The 14049-nt window shown below is 72.0% G+C and carries 18 protein-coding genes and 2 pseudogenes; 14 read left to right on the forward strand and 6 right to left on the reverse strand.

Annotated features, from left to right (window positions below; genetic code table 11):
- Positions 1-207 (reverse strand): annotated as a pseudogene (locus tag E1281_RS28170) (hypothetical protein); the annotation flags it as partial.
- A 23-nt stretch (positions 208-230) separates the two neighbouring features.
- Complete coding sequence (locus E1281_RS28175; RefSeq protein WP_131882741.1) at positions 231-788, reverse strand: hypothetical protein; 558 nt, start codon at positions 786-788, stop codon at positions 231-233.
- A 335-nt stretch (positions 789-1123) separates the two neighbouring features.
- Between E1281_RS28175 and E1281_RS42875 the strand changes: the two are divergent.
- Together E1281_RS42875 and E1281_RS28185 are read left to right on the forward strand one after the other, a co-directional pair.
- Positions 1124-1633, forward strand: a pseudogene (locus tag E1281_RS42875) (ElyC/SanA/YdcF family protein).
- Between the two features lie 157 nt (positions 1634-1790).
- Positions 1791-2696 carry a zinc-binding dehydrogenase gene (locus E1281_RS28185; protein WP_243717488.1) on the forward strand — a complete coding sequence of 302 codons (906 nt, stop codon included), beginning with the start codon at positions 1791-1793 and terminating at the stop codon, positions 2694-2696.
- Here the strand turns inward: E1281_RS28185 and E1281_RS28190 are convergent.
- From E1281_RS28190 to E1281_RS28200, 3 genes are all read right to left on the reverse strand, one after another.
- A complete protein-coding gene (locus tag E1281_RS28190) occupies positions 2693-3874 on the reverse strand; it encodes an alpha/beta fold hydrolase (protein ID WP_131882743.1) in 1182 nt (393 codons plus the stop codon). The two genes, E1281_RS28185 and E1281_RS28190, sit on opposite strands and share 4 nt — an antisense overlap.
- A 119-nt stretch (positions 3875-3993) precedes the next feature.
- The gene (locus tag E1281_RS28195) at positions 3994-4665 is read right to left on the reverse strand and encodes a hypothetical protein (protein WP_131882744.1); all 672 of its coding nucleotides are present in this window, start codon (positions 4663-4665) and stop codon (positions 3994-3996) included.
- 42 nt (positions 4666-4707) lie between these two features.
- A complete protein-coding gene (locus E1281_RS28200) occupies positions 4708-5502 on the reverse strand; it encodes a class I SAM-dependent methyltransferase (protein ID WP_243717490.1) in 795 nt (264 codons plus the stop codon).
- A 58-nt stretch (positions 5503-5560) separates the two neighbouring features.
- On the opposite strand from E1281_RS28200, the gene E1281_RS28205 reads away from it, so the two are divergent.
- The 4 genes from E1281_RS28205 (at position 5561) to E1281_RS28220 (ending at position 8849) form a co-directional block, all read left to right on the forward strand.
- A complete protein-coding gene (locus E1281_RS28205; protein ID WP_131882746.1) occupies positions 5561-5920 on the forward strand; it encodes a hypothetical protein in 360 nt (119 codons plus the stop codon).
- 69 nt (positions 5921-5989) lie between these two features.
- On the forward strand, positions 5990-6862 hold the full coding sequence (locus tag E1281_RS28210) for a crotonase/enoyl-CoA hydratase family protein (RefSeq protein ID WP_131882747.1): 873 nt from the start codon (positions 5990-5992) through the stop codon (positions 6860-6862).
- Between the two features lie 180 nt (positions 6863-7042).
- Positions 7043-7921, forward strand: a complete 879-nt coding sequence (locus E1281_RS28215; RefSeq protein WP_243717491.1) for a polysaccharide deacetylase family protein — start codon at positions 7043-7045, stop codon at positions 7919-7921.
- Between the two features lie 85 nt (positions 7922-8006).
- A complete protein-coding gene (locus E1281_RS28220; protein WP_131882749.1) occupies positions 8007-8849 on the forward strand; it encodes a hypothetical protein in 843 nt (280 codons plus the stop codon).
- A gap of 22 nt (positions 8850-8871) precedes the next feature.
- Here E1281_RS28220 and E1281_RS28225 read toward each other — a convergent pair whose 3' ends face one another.
- Positions 8872-9129, reverse strand: a complete 258-nt coding sequence (locus E1281_RS28225; protein ID WP_131882750.1) for a hypothetical protein — start codon at positions 9127-9129, stop codon at positions 8872-8874.
- 110 nt (positions 9130-9239) lie between these two features.
- On the opposite strand from E1281_RS28225, the gene fdxA reads away from it, so the two are divergent.
- From fdxA to E1281_RS28265, 8 genes are all read left to right on the forward strand, one after another.
- Positions 9240-9566 carry a ferredoxin gene (gene fdxA, locus E1281_RS28230; protein ID WP_131882751.1) on the forward strand — a complete coding sequence of 109 codons (327 nt, stop codon included), beginning with the start codon at positions 9240-9242 and terminating at the stop codon, positions 9564-9566.
- A 172-nt stretch (positions 9567-9738) separates the two neighbouring features.
- A complete protein-coding gene (dapC, locus tag E1281_RS28235; protein ID WP_131882752.1) occupies positions 9739-10824 on the forward strand; it encodes a succinyldiaminopimelate transaminase in 1086 nt (361 codons plus the stop codon).
- 216 nt (positions 10825-11040) lie between these two features.
- Positions 11041-11664 carry a DUF4178 domain-containing protein gene (locus tag E1281_RS28240; RefSeq protein ID WP_131882753.1) on the forward strand — a complete coding sequence of 208 codons (624 nt, stop codon included), beginning with the start codon at positions 11041-11043 and terminating at the stop codon, positions 11662-11664.
- A 2-nt stretch (positions 11665-11666) separates the two neighbouring features.
- Positions 11667-12188 (forward strand): DUF2617 family protein, encoded by a 522-nt coding sequence (locus E1281_RS28245; protein ID WP_131882754.1) that lies wholly within the window; start codon positions 11667-11669, stop codon positions 12186-12188.
- Positions 12185-12619, forward strand: a complete 435-nt coding sequence (locus E1281_RS40555) for a DUF4247 domain-containing protein (RefSeq protein ID WP_165959146.1) — start codon at positions 12185-12187, stop codon at positions 12617-12619. Before E1281_RS28245 ends, E1281_RS40555 begins: the two co-directional genes overlap by 4 nt.
- Before the next feature lie 10 nt (positions 12620-12629).
- The gene (locus E1281_RS28255) at positions 12630-13070 is read left to right on the forward strand and encodes a DUF350 domain-containing protein (RefSeq protein WP_131882756.1); all 441 of its coding nucleotides are present in this window, start codon (positions 12630-12632) and stop codon (positions 13068-13070) included.
- 10 nt (positions 13071-13080) lie between these two features.
- Positions 13081-13488: a DUF4247 domain-containing protein gene (locus E1281_RS28260; RefSeq protein WP_131882757.1), complete on the forward strand. Its 408-nt coding sequence runs from the start codon at positions 13081-13083 to the stop codon at positions 13486-13488.
- Positions 13485-14049 (forward strand): hypothetical protein (locus E1281_RS28265; RefSeq protein WP_207943535.1); only part of this gene is annotated, 565 nt, incomplete at its 3' end. The genes E1281_RS28260 and E1281_RS28265, both read left to right, overlap by 4 nt.

The raw sequence follows: 14049 nt of genomic DNA on the forward strand, positions 1-14049 counted from the left end.
GCCCGAGATCCCGCCGCCGCCGGATCCTCCCCCGCCCGGCCCGCCGGGTGATCCGCTGCCGCCCCACTTCTTCTGGCAGCCGAAGGGGTCACCGCCCTTGCAGTCGTCGGCCTGGGCGGGAAGGGCGACGAACGCCGGAGCCGCCATCGCCGCGGCGAAGATCGTGGCGGAGACCAGCCGGAGGCGCTTGGGGGGGTGGGGACGCATCGCGTGTCCTTCCCTGCCGATGGTCAACAATTCTTCTTCCTGACGCTGGCGGCGACCTTCCAGACGCCGGAGTCGTACTGAAGCGTCGACCGGAAGAGGTGGGCGCCGCCCGGCCCCCCGCCGAGGCGTTCACCGGTCTCGGCGGAGTAGCGGTAGCCGACGAGGGTCCGTATGCAGTCGACGACGTAGATCTTCGTGCTGTCCTTGGACCGGGCGTAGACGCGTGGGTTGAACGTGCTGGTGTAGCGCCAGGTCTCGCCCTTGTCCCTGATCGCCTGGACGTCCCTGGTGATCTGGGTCAGCAGGGGGTCCATGGCGACGGCACCGAGCTCGGACGTGTCGCCGCTTTCGTGCGCCTCCTTGTAGGCGGCCTGGTACTCGCGGTAGCGCTTGAGGACCGTCTCGAAGAGTTGCGCCGTGGGGATCGCCGAGGGGGCCACGGCGGTGGACGCCGGGGCCGGGGCGCCGGTTTCGAAGGAGCCGTTGGGGGCCAGTTCGCCGCTGGAGGACGAGCTGGACGAGCCGCACCCCGCGCACAGGGCGAGAAGGACGAGCAGGGCAGCGGCGCAGTGAGACCCCAATGGGGAGGAACGTACCAACCGGGCGCGCATCGCCATCCCTGAGCGGCAGCCGACAACGGGGCAAGTATGCGCGAAAGCTTACAGAGGTCCGTGTGGCGAGAAAAGCGAATCGTTGCGAACGGTCTGCGGTGGACGGACGTCCCATAGGCATGGCGATCGGCGCGAGCGCTATGGCGGCGAACAGGACCAGGCCCAGCAGCACCCGCGCCGCCCCGGGCCGCCGCAGAGGCGGGCGGAACCGCCGGCCTCCCTTTCCCGCACTCGCCTGGGCGTACCTGGATTCGGCGCGCTATCGCGAGTCGGCTCAGGACGTGCCCGCGGCGCCGGTCGGGCTGGTGCTGGGTGCGGGCGTGCGGCCGGACGGGTCGCCGTCGCTCTCCCTGTCCCAGAGGCTGGACGTGGCCGCCGTGCTCTACCGGACGGGCAAGGTGAAGGTGCTCCTGGTGTCGGGGGACAACAGCACCGAGGACTATGACGAGCCGACCGTGATGCGCGACTACCTCCAGCGCCGGGGCGTCCCGGAGCGCCGGATCGTGCGCGACTACGCCGGCCGCGACACGTGAGATTCCTGTACCCGCGCCAAGCGGGTGTTCGGCGTGGACCGGCTGACGGTGGTGACCCAGAGCTTCCACCTGCCCCGGGCCGTGGTGCTCTGCCGGGCCGCCGGGATCGAGACCCACGGCGTCGGCAGCGACGTCTGGATCAAGCGCGTGACGCCCCTCGGCTACGCTCGCGAGCCCCTCGCCATGATGAAGGCGATGACCGACGTGATACTCCGTCCCGACCCCGAGGTGCTGGGCGAGAAGGAGAACGGCGTCCGCGACGCGCTCAAGTCCTCGGGCTGAGCCGGCGAGCGCCGGTCTCCCCGGGCCTCCGCCGCGGAAAGGCCGCTTGACCTCGACCATGCTTGAGGTAGCAGCCTGGTGGACCTATGGCGGGTGAGCGTAGGAGGTTCCAGTGCGCGCGGTGTGGTTGAGGGAGTTCGGAGGGCCGGAGAGACTGGTGCCGGCGGAGGCGCCCGAGCCGGAGCCGGGTGAGGGGCAGGCGCTGGTCGAGGTCGAGTTCGTCAACATCACGTTCGTGGAGACGCAGATGAGGGCGGGCAACGCGCCGTTCCCGATGAAGGAGCCGCCGGTCGTCCTCGGCAACGGGGTCGGCGGCGTGGTGACGGCGGTCGGGCCGGGCGCCGACGCGGGGCTGGTCGGGCGCCGGGTCGTCAGCGGCACGGGCGGCACCGGCGCCTACGCGGAGCTGGTCGCGGTGGACGCGGGGGGAATGCTGGAGGTCCCGGACGGCGTGGCGCTCGACGAGGCGGTGGCGCTGCTGGCGGACGGGCGCACCGCGGTGATGATGCTGCGGGCCGCGGAGCCGCGGCCGGGGGAGCGCGTCCTCGTCGAGGCGGCGGCCGGGGGAGTCGGGACGCTGCTCGTCCAGCTGGCGAAGGCCGCCGGGGCGGTGGTCGTGGCGGCGGCCGGGGGCCCGCGCAAGGCGGAGCTGCCGCTGGGGCTGGGGGCCGACGAGGCCGTCGACTACCGGGAGCCGGGCTGGACGGAGAAGGCCGGGAAGATCGACGTCGTGCTCGACGGGGTCGGCGGCCAGGTGGCGCGGGAGGCGTTCACCCTGCTCGGAACCGGCGGCCGGATGGTCAGCTTCGGACTCGCGAGCGGTGAGTGGGCGAACATCCCGGAGGAGGACGCGGCGTCGCGGGGCGTGACGCTCGTCAAGCCGGCGGCCACCCCGGAGCAACTCAGGGAGTTCACACAGAGCGCGTTGGCCGAGGCGGCGGCGGGAAGGCTGAAGCCGGTGATCGGCCAGCGGTTCCCGCTCGAAGGCGCCGCCGACGCGCATACGGCGATCGAGTCGCGCTCGACCGTCGGCAAGACGCTTCTGGAGGTCCGGCGCGCCTAAGCCACTTTCTTCAAGAAGGTTCCGAGGGCGCGTTCGTAGGCGGTGGGGTCGACGTTCCATGACTCGGTGTGGCCGCCCGGTGTGGTGATGTGGGTGACCATGCCGGGCGGTGCGGTGCTGGCGAACGTGTGGGCGGGGCCGTTGGCGACGGTGGCGTCGTCGGCGGCGGTGAAGAGCAGCACGGGTGTCCGCAGCCTCGGTGCGTACCGGCGCTGGTCGAAGTCCGTGAGGTCGATGCCGATGCGCCACTCCAGGACGCGTTTGGCCACCCCGGTCATGAAGCGGGGCAGGTTGCGGGCGGCGCCCTGCATGTCGAGGGTGGCGTTCCAGTCCAAAACGGGGGAGTCGAGCACGACCCCGCGGACGAACGACGGATCCTTGCGCAGAGTGGTCAGTGCCATCGCGCCGCCCATGGACCAGCCGTAGAGCACCACACCGGTTGCGCCGTGCGCGCGTGCGTAACCGATGGCGGAGACGACGTCCTGCCATTCGGTGTCGCCGAGATGGTTCTTGCCGTCGCTGGATGAGGGCGCCCCCACATCATTGCGGTACGCGATGGACATCATGGGCAGGCCCGCTTCGTGGACGGCGCGCATGACGCGGAACGTCTCAGCCTTGTCCGCGTTCCGTCCGTGGATGCCGATGAGCCACGTGCTCTTGGGCGACGCCCCCGGCACCACCCACGCGGGCATCGGGCCGACCCGGGAGGGATAGGTGACGGCCTGGAACGGGAGTCCGAGCGCCTCGCCGGGGTCGCCGTCATGGACCCAGTGGTCGATGGTCGCGGGGGCGCCCTTCACCAGGGAGCCGTCGGCGACGGACGCGACCTTCCGCACGACGTGCGCCGAGTCCCCGCCGACGACGGGCCCCAGCACGGCACGGCCGCCCTCCCAGACCAGCGCCCACGTCCCGGGACTCTCCGTCGTCGCGTCGCGAGGCAGCGTGACCGTGCCGTCCCCCGCGTCGACGATGGTGAGCGGGTACTCGGCCGTGTGGTCGACCTCGATGGCGACGCCCGCGAAGTACCAGCCGATTCCGCCGACGACCGCGCACAGGAGCACGACGATCGCGACGGCCGCCGTCATCAGCGCCCGGGCACGGCGACGGCGCCGCCGGGGTGGCGGCGGTTCGGGATCGACGGGTACGGGCGGGTCGGACTCGGGCGCGGCGGTCGGCACGACATGAGAAATTAGCCCCTCTCGAGCGTCGCGAACGCCTGGGGCACGCCGCAATATCTCGGTCCGTGCGGTTAACCTGCCCGGAAGGTGCCATCCGGGCCGCCGCGCCGGACGGTGGTTCAGGCGCTGCCGATCGCGGAGACGAGGCCGAGGGCCAGGAGCAGGTCCAGGTGGATGAACGTCTCCAGCTTCGCGCCCGGCGGCACCTCCGCGTCGGCGGCGAGCCGGTCGAGGACGTCGAGCGCGGCGGGGCTGCCGAGGTCGTCGGCCAGCGCGGTCTCCGCCTCCGCCGCGTGGTCGCGGCTCATCGGTCGGCCCGGAGCCGTCGCCCACCGCGCGACGGCGGCGCGCCAGCCGTCCAGCCGCTCGCCGGCCCGCGACACCCTCGCCTCGGACAGCTCCAGCGGCTCCCGGTAGGGGACCTCCAGGATCGCCAGCCGCACGGACGGCGCGTCCGCCGGCTCCCAGGCCCCGGTCTCGCGCGGGACGTTCAGCGTGAGGCGGTCACCGCCGGTGCCGCCGCCGGTGGAGACGTGCACGTCGGCGTCCGCGATCGGAGTGTCGAGCACCTCGAACGGCGCGACGCCGTAGTCCGGCCAGGCGTGTTCCCCGGCGAACGCCGGGGTGCTCACGACCCGGACGCGCCGTCCCGCCCGTTCGGCGACCCGGCGCAGTAGGTCGGTGACGACCAGCGTGCGCGGCCCCGCGCCGTCCAGGACCTGGATGCGCAGGCCGCGTCCGGCGGGCGGAGGCTCCGCCCGCCCGGTGCGAGGGTCGTACAGCCGCAGCATGCCTCAACACTAGGCCGGGGCGCCAGGACCGAGGGCGGCGGGTCAGAGCTGCGGGTCGGACGGGAACGGCCCGTTCGGCAGCGGCGTGGCGCTGTCGGCCTTGCGGACGGCGGCGAACCGCAGCCGCACGTAGTCGGCGACCCACCCCGACTCGCGGCGCAGCGCCGGCGCGGCCAGGTCGTTCACCCGGCTGAGCAGCGGGTCGACCACCTCCGGCGGGACGTCGGCGAGGGCGCGGGCCGCGTAGGCGCGGACCCAGTCGGCGGCCCCGTTGGGGCCCTCGGTCATCCGGGAGGGGCGGTCGGCGTGCTCCAGCAGCCGCAGGGTGAACCCGGCCTCCTCCAGCTTGGCCGCGTACTCGGCGGGCGTCGGGAAGTACCAGGGCAGTTCGGGCTCGCCGAGGCCGAACACGCGCCAGGCGGTCTGCATCGCGACGATCAGCTCGGCGCAGTTCCCGGCGCCGCCCAGCTCGCCGACGAACCGCCCGCCGGGACGCAGCGCCGCGTACACGCGGCCGATCACGGCGTCGGGGTCGCGGTTCATCCAGTGCAGGGCCGCGTTCGAGGCGACCGCGTCGAAGGACTCGCCGACCGTGAGGTCGGCGGCGTCGCCGACGAGGAAGGACAGCCCGGGGTGCGCGGCGTTCGCCTGCGCGATCATGTCGGGGTTGCCGTCGATGCCCAGCACCTCGGCGCCACGCTCGGCGATCTCCGCGCTGAACGTCCCCGTTCCGCACCCGAGGTCGATGACCCGTTCGCCGGGCTGCGGATCGAGCAGGTCGACCAGGGGCGCGCCGTGCGCGGAGACGTACCCGAAGGCGGAGTCGTACGTCGTCACGGCCCAATTCACTGTCATAATTTATCGGACAAACCCGAGCGCGGAGGCGGCGTTTGCGATGGTGGACGTCACGTCCGAGGTGCGGATCCTGGGTTCCGAGGGCCCGGAGGGCCTCACGCTGCGGACATCGGGGCTGTCCGCCAGGAATCTGCCGGAACTTCGCGTGGAGGGCCTCCCGCCCTATCTGGGGCAGGGATGGGCGCGCGTCCTCGCCGCCCTGGCGCAGCGCCTCGCGGCGTCCGCCGAGATCCCCGAGCGCGTCACGCTCGCTCCGGACATGGAGATCTGCCTCACACCGGCCGGCGACGGCGACCTGGCCCCCGTCCCGCCTCCCGGCCGCGACGCCGACGCCGGCCACGATCTCGACCGCTGGCGCAGGGACGTCGTGCTCCGCCTCTTCCCCGAAGCCCGCACCTGACCGGCGGCCCCTGGACGGGTGTTCCTAGAATCTGATTCTGTCCAGTCAGGGTCGGAGAGGGGTTCGCAGGTGCCGTACACACAGATCGAATACGAGGTCCGGGACCGGATCGCCACGGTCACGCTGAACCGGCCGGAGAAGATGAACGCCTTCACGTTCACCATGCGCAACGAGCTGCTGGACGTCTTCGACAGGATCGACGCCGACGACGACGTCCGCGCGGTCGTGGTGACCGGCGCGGGCCGCGCGTTCTGCGCGGGGGCCGACCTCAGCGGCGGCGGCGACACCTTCGACAAGGACAAGTCCCTGGACATGTACGCCGGCGAGGACGACCTCCTGGAGGACGGCACGCCGCGCGACGGCGGCGGCACGGTCGCGCTGCGGATCGCCCGCTGCCTCAAGCCCGTCATCGGCGCCTTCAACGGCGCCGCCGTCGGCGTGGGCGTCACGATGACCCTCCCGATGGACGTCCGCCTCGCCAGCGAGAAGGCCAGGTTCGGCTTCGTATTCGCCCGGCGCGGCATCGTCACCGAGGCCGCGTCGAGCTGGTTCCTGCCCCGCCTCGTCGGCATCGCCCAGGCGATGGAGTGGGCCGCCACCGGCCGCGTCTTCGACGCCCGGGAAGCCCTCGACGGCCGTCTCGTCTCCCGCGTCCACCCCCCCGACGAGCTCCTGCCCGCCGCCTACGCCTTGGCCGGTGAGATCGCCGGGAACACGTCCGCGCTCTCCGTCGCCGCCATCCGCCGCCTCATGTGGTCCGGCCTGTCCGCCCCGTCCCCGTGGGACGCGCACGCCGCCGACTCCCGCCTCATGGCCGCCCTCGGGGGAGGCGCCGACGCGATCGAGGGCGTCTCGTCCTTCCTGGAGAAGCGCGACGCCGCCTTCCCGATGCGCGTCAGCAAGGACCTCCCGCCCGAGGTCCCCGACTGGCCGGCCCGCTGACCGCTGCCGCCGACCCCGGGTGATCCTCGCCGATCAGGGCTCTTGCATGATGGTCGAGGATCCCCCGGTCGAAGGACGAAGAGTAAACGACGATCTTCGCATCGCGGACCTTCGCGACCTGTGTTGCTTGTGTGACGGAGGGTATTACTCCCACCTAGGCAACACGTTCGGGGGTGCGTGGTGCGAATCTGGAATCTCATCATCCTGGGTGGATTGCTGCTGTTCGTCGCCGGGTGCGGGGGAGGCGCGGAGAAGCAGGCGCGGACCGCGGGCGGCAACGAGGCGGTCGGCGGGCAGACCAGAAAGGCCCGGCCGCCCGCCACACCGCCGCCGCCCAGGAAGATCGACTGCGACCGGGTGAAGTGCGTCTCGCTGACGTTCGACGACGGCCCCGGCCCGCACACCGCGCGGCTGCTGGACACGCTGAAGGTGCGCGGTGTGCGCGCCACGTTCTTCATGCTGGGCGAGGTGGTCCAGCAACACGCGGGCGTGGTGCGGCGGATGGCCCTGGAGGGACACGAGGTCGCCAACCACACGTGGTCGCATCCTGATCTCACCGGGCTGTCGCCCAAGGAAGTGAGGTCACAGATAGAGCGGACGCAGAAGGCCATCAGGAACGCTTCAGGCGTCGCACCCACGCTGATGCGCCCTCCCTACGGGGCGACCAACGACGAGGTCGGACGCCTCGTAGGGATGCCGCAGATCCTCTGGAGCGTGGACACGAGGGACTGGCAGTTCCGGAGCGTCGGCCGCGACGCCAAGGTCGGCATCACCAAGCCGGAACGCGGCGGCATCGTCCTCTACCACGACGTCCACAAGGAGAGCGTCGACTCCATCCCGAAGGTGGTGGTGGGCCTGAAGAAGCGAGGATTCACGCTCGTCACGGTGACGGAGATGTTCCGGGGCGAGCGGCTCAAGCCGGGGGAGACCTACACCGAGGACCCCGTGGAGGCCGAGCCCCTGACGGCGAGCCCGACGGCGAGCCCGGCGCCCGGCTCGCCGACCGGTACCGCCCCGGAGCCGTCCCCGACCGGGCCGTCTTCGAACCCGGGGCAGTGAGGGCGCGACCGGCGATCGGGTGAACCAGCACCCTCGTTTCACCGTCTCAGGGGTTGCCGCATCCAAGATCGAACCCAACCGGCTGGTGCGAAAGACCAGGACGATCCCGTGGCGCGAGGTCACCGGCTTCCACGTGCTGCCCACCCTGTTCGGGAGGAGCGTGGTCGTGTCCGACTCGGACGGCAGGCGGTACTCGCTGGCCGCGCCGCGTGAGGGCCTTCTCGGCCGCGACCCCCGGTTCGGCGAGGCGCTGGAGGCGATGAACGCCCTGGCCCCCCGGCCGGTGGAGGTGAAGTCGATCTCGATGTGGGCCGTCCGCATCACCGTCTGGATCGTGGTGACGGCTATTGCGGCGGCGCTGGTCTTCGTGTGGCGGCCTTGGCTGGAGCCCTGGTGGCCGGGCCGTGACGAGGCGGGTTCGCTTCCGCGGGCCTGCGCGGTCGTCGATCGCCCGGCCGCGGAGTGGCTGCCGCCCTCCCCCGAGCGGACCGTCTTCTCCCTGCACGAAGACGGGACCTCCTTCGTCAACTCCGAGTGCGCTTACCGCTCAGGCCAGGGCGCCGGCGCCCGGGGCAGTGTCCGCCTGGAACTGGATCGCGTACTCCGGACCACGTCGACCGGCGCCACCGAGAAGGCCCGCGCGGACTACGCCGAGGCCCGGGAGGCGGTGGCGGAGTGCGTGCGGGCACGCTCCGGTCGCGACAAGGACTGGACGGCCGTCGTGGGCGACGTGGCCGGTCTCGGAGACCAGGCGTGGCGCTCCGTCGCCCTGGATCGCGGGACCGGTGAGACCGAGGTCCGGATCGTGATACGCCGAGCCAACGTGCTGGTCGAGATCGATCACAGCGCACAGCGGCCGAAGGAGCAGGTCGTGTCGGCCGCCGACGCGCTGGCCCGCGAGGCCCTGCGACGGCTCGACGGCCGCTGAGCCCGCCGCCGGGCGGCGCGCGTCAGTCCACGTCGCGGGGCCTGCGGCGCGGCGGAGGCTGCGGCGGGACGACCTTCGCCGCGACCATCGCGTCCTCGGGGACCTCGACGAGTTCGCCGGTGCGGCGGCGCACCGAAAGGGTCCCGCCGGACCACGATTCGAGGACGCCGACGACGTCGCTGTACTCTCCGGTTGGCAGACGGCGGCGCAGCGAGATCCGCTGCCCCACGTCCGTGCTACTGATGGACACCACGAGGCGCGCGGCGAAGCGGCCTGACATGTGGACCCCCGTGTCGAATCGACGGCGCCGTGGCGGCCATACTATTCACAGCGAGCTTGCGGTGAGCCGTGACGTGCGGCGGGGCCGGAAACCCGAGAGGAGTCACCGACGTGACCTACGTCATCGCGCAGCCCTGCGTGGATCTGCTTGACAAGGCATGCATCGAGGAGTGCCCGGTCGACTGCATCTACGAGGGCAAGCGCATGCTCTACATCCACCCGGACGAGTGCGTCGACTGTGGTGCGTGCGAGCCGGTTTGCCCGGTTGAGGCGATCTACTACGAGGACGACACGCCTGAGCAGTGGAAGGACTTCTACAAGGCCAACGTGGAGTTCTTCGACGACCTCGGGTCGCCGGGCGGTGCGTCCAAGGTCGGGAAGATCGACAAGGACCACCCGATCGTCGCCGCGCTCCCTCCGCAGGAACACGACGACTGACGGGGCGGCCGTCCGGCGCCGGACGAGCGTCCCGCGGGGCGCGTCTCCCGGACGGCCTGCGGCCGTGCCGTCTTCGCGGTCGTTCAGGGCCGTGGCCTGCCACGTTGGGTGGAGGGCCACGGCCTCGCGGGTTTCCGAGTGGCCCGTGCGTTTCTAGAAACAGGAGTGGGACGTGTTCACGCTGCCGGACTTTCCGTGGGATCGGCTCGCGCCGTACAAGGAGCGGGCGCTCGCCCATCCGGACGGCATCGCCGACCTGTCGGTCGGGACGCCCGTGGACCCCACGCCCGAGCCGGTCCGGGCGGCCCTGGCCGCCGCCGCGGACGCGCCCGGGTACCCGCAGACCTACGGGACGCCGCGGCTGCGCGAGTCGGCCGCGGGGTGGCTGCGGCGCCGCGCGGGCGTGTCGGGCGCCGACCCGGACGCGGTCCTTCCGGTCATCGGCACCAAGGAGCTGGTGGCGTGGCTGCCGACGCTGCTGGGCGCCGGCCCCGGCGACACGGTCGTCTTCCCCGAACTGGCCTACCCGACCTACGACGTGGGCGCCCGCCTGGCCGGGGCGACGCCCGTCGCCTCGGACGGGCTGCTCTCCCTCGGCCCGGTGACGCCGAAGATCGTCTGGGTGAACTCGCCGTCCAACCCGACCGGGAAGATCCTGCCCGCCGAGCACCTGCGCAAGGTCGTCGCGTGGGCGCGCGGCCGCGGCGCGACCGTCGTCAGCGACGAGTGCTACCTGGAGTTCGGCTGGGACGAGGACAGGCCGCCGGTCTCGGTCCTGCACCCGGACGTGTGCGAGGGATCACACGAGGGCCTGCTCGCCCTCAACTCCCTGTCCAAGCGCTCCAACATGGCGGGATACCGGGCCGGTTTCGTCACGGGCGACCTCGCGCTCGTCAAGCGGCTGCTGGAGGTCCGCAAGCACGCGGGGATGATCGTCCCCGCTCCGGTGCAGGCGGCGATGGCGGTGGCGTTCGACGACGACGCGCACGTGGACGAGCAGCGGGCCCGGTACGCGCGCCGCCGCGCCGCACTGCGCGCCGCGTTCGAGGGGCACGGCTTCCGCGTCGACCATTCGGAGGCGTCCCTCTACCTGTGGGCCACGCGGGACGAGCCGTGCTGGGACACCGTCGCGCACCTGGCGTCCCTCGGCATCCTCGTCGGGCCCGGCGAGTTCTACGGCCCGGCCGGCGCCCGGCACATCCGGGTCGCGTTCACCGCCACCGACGAGCGCGTCGCCGCCGCCGTCGCCCGGCTCTGACGCGCGCCGCGCGCCTTCGGCCGCACGCGCCCGCCGCCCGGAACACGCCGCGATCCCGGCCTGGCCTGCGCGCTTCGGTTTCGTGTCGATTGCTGGCTTTCTATATGCAACCGAGTATTCCTTTGATACGTCTAAACGCCGTGTGGGCTCGGACGGCCGTGATCGATAGGATCCGCGGGTCTGCGGCCGGATTTGGACGAAACGACGGAGGTGTACGTGAGCACAACGGCGATAGTGATCCTGCTCGGGCTGATCCTGGTGGCCCTGGTCGTGCTGATCGTCGTCCTGCTGCGGCGCCGCCCGTCCTCCCCGTCCCGGACGCCGGACTCCCCGGCGGCCCCGAAGGACCCGTTCGCCCCCGGCGACCAGGTGGCGGGTGACCCGCGGACGCTGAAGGCGGGGGACATGGTCGAGTACCTCGGCGTCCGCTACTTCGTGCGCGGTTCGGTCCGGCTGCGCGAGGGCGGCTTCACGTGGAGCGAGCATCTGCTCGACGCCGACACCATCGAGGGCACCAAGGTCTGGATCTCCGTCGAGGAGGACCCCGACCTTGAGGTCGTCTGGTGGACGGAGTACGACATCGGCGACATGACGCCCAGCGAGCGGACCCTCACCGTGGAGGGCGTCGAGTACCGCCGCGACGAGCACGGGACGGCCGACTACACCAGCGAGGGCACGACCGGCGTCGGCGTGCAGGGACGCGTCGAGTACGTCGACTACGAGGGCCCCCGGGGCAAGTACCTGTCGTTCGAGCAGTACGGCGGCGGCCCGTGGGAGGCGGGGCTCGGCGAACGCGTCCCGTCCGGGTCGATGACGATCTACCCGGGTGGCGGTAGCTGACGTTGCGGGCAACCCTCGATACCCCCTACCTGGACGCGCGTGCCGACGCTCTCTCGTTCGCCCTCGGTCTGCCGCCCCTGGAGGCCCTGGCCGTCCTGCCCGTCGAGCGCGGCGGCCTGACCGTGGAGCTGCGGCTGCTCGGCGCGTCCCACCAGGTCATCGCCGGGCCGCTCAGCGAGACCGTGGCGTGCCTGCCCGGCGACGCCGACCCGCTTCCCGGACGCGCGAGCACCAGCGTGCCCGGCTGGACCTACGAGTTCGCCGCGACGACGGCCGCCCACAGCGACGACACGGCGTTCGCCCGTGCGATCGAGGCGGTCTGCGCACGGCTGGCGGACCGCGGCGACGCCCTGACCGGGGACTTCCCCGGGTCGCGGCACGCCGTCACCGCCCTCGCCCTGGAGAGCCACGCACTGGAGAGCCACGCAGCGGAGGAGACCGGGATCGGCTGGCGGACGTGGCACGCCTACCCACAGACCCGGGAGATCGTGATGACGCGGAGCCGGCTGGTGAGAGCATCGTGAACAGCAAGTACCGGGTGGCGGGCGCAGTGGCCGCCGCCACCGTGACGGCCGCGGCGCTCGGGGGCTGCGGCACTTCGAACCGGGACTGGATCGCCGACAAGTACTCGAGGACGGGACCGGACACCTACCGGGCGTCGAAGGCACCGCAGGCGGTCTCCTCGGAGATCAGCCGCAAGTTCAAGCCGATCGACACCGTGAACAGCATGTCCACCCGCGGTGCCGCGGGCGGCATCTTCATGCGGTATCCCAAGCTGGTGGTCGGCATCCTGCCGAACGGGCCGGGCAGCCGCATCACCCTCGACAGCCCCCGCAGCGGCTACAACCGCTACAACACCCATGTCGCGGGGATCTGGCGGAGCCCGGGAAGCAACGGATGGACGAGCAGCGGCGCCGCGTCGTTCCGCGGCGGCGGACCAGGGTCGGGTAAATGAGGAGCGACAGATGAACGACGACATACTGCAGGAGATCGGAGCGACCTTCGCCTACGGCGGGGTGGGCATCGCTCTGATGGCGATCGGCTACCTCGTGGTGGAGGTGATGACGCCCGGCAAGCTCGGCAAGCAGATCTGGACCGAGGGGAACAAGGGCGCGGCCCTGATGCTGGCGGTCAAGCTGTTCAGCGTCGGCATCATCGTCACCACCGCGATCGTCACCAGCGACGACGATCTCAGCGCCGGCCTGATCGACACGGCGGTGTTCGGCGGCTGCGGCATCCTGCTCATGGTCTTCGCGTTCCTGCTGCTGGACGTGACGACCCCGGGCAAGCTGGGCGCGACGCTCGTGGACCACGAGGGCACGGGGGCGAAGATCCACCCGGCCGGCTGGGTCGTCGCCTCCGCGGATCTGGGAGTCGCCGCGATCGTCGCCGGCGCGGTCTCCTGAGCCGCCCGGTATGAAGGGGTCGCTGATCGGGGCGGGGCTGCTGGCCTCGCTGGGCGCGATGATCCTGCTGATCGCGGCGTTCGCGGGGCGGGTCTCGCCACGCGACGACATCGCCGACGATTACAAGAAGGTGTCCGACCGGACGTACTCTTCCGAGAAGGCCCCCCTGGCCGTGGCCGGGGAGATCGTCAGGAAGAACGAGACGGACGAGCGTGTCTACACCCCCAACGGCATCTACCTGCGCTACTACAACGCGGTCGTCGGGATCCTGCCGAATGCGGGCGGCTCCCGGATCACCGTCGACACCCCCGAACGCGGATACGCCCGCTACCACGCCGTCGTCGGCGGGAACTGGGGCGGGCCCGGCGGCAGGGCGTCGTCCTTCCGCGGTGGCGGTCCCGGAGGAGGAGGCAAGTGACGAAGGGCGGCGGGCAGGCCGGCGGTCAGGGCGGCGGCGGTCAGGGCGGCGGTCAGGGCGGCGGTCAGGGACGGTCGAAGCCGGGTCCCGCCGGGAACCGCCCGGGCGGGAACCAGAGCGCCGCCGACCAGCGCCAGGCGAAGATACAGGGCTGGGGATGCGTCACCGTCATCACCGCTCTCGTGGTCGGCGGGATCCTGTGGGGCCTGTACGACGAGGGCGTCTTCGACAAGAAGCCGCCCAAGGACGCCCCCGTCTTCGGGCCGCAGCAGACGGGACGGCTGGTCGAGCAGCTCTCCACGGCGGCCGACGCGCAGGGCGTCTGCTACGGCTGGGTGATCGACTCCGGCCGGTCGCACGACATCAAGCAGCTGACGCCCTCCTATCCCGGCACGTTCCGTCCCCACCCCCCGAAGCAGGCCCCGAACCGGGCGGTGCAGGCGGGCGCGGGTCAGGGCACGGGCCAAGGCACCGGCCAGGGCACGGGCCAGGGCACGGGCCAGGGCACGGGCCAGGGCACGGGCCAGGGCACGGGCCAGGGCACGGCGGCCTCCCCGGCAC

Source organism: Actinomadura sp. KC345 (assembly GCF_004348515.1).
Lineage (GTDB): Bacteria > Actinomycetota > Actinomycetes > Streptosporangiales > Streptosporangiaceae > Spirillospora.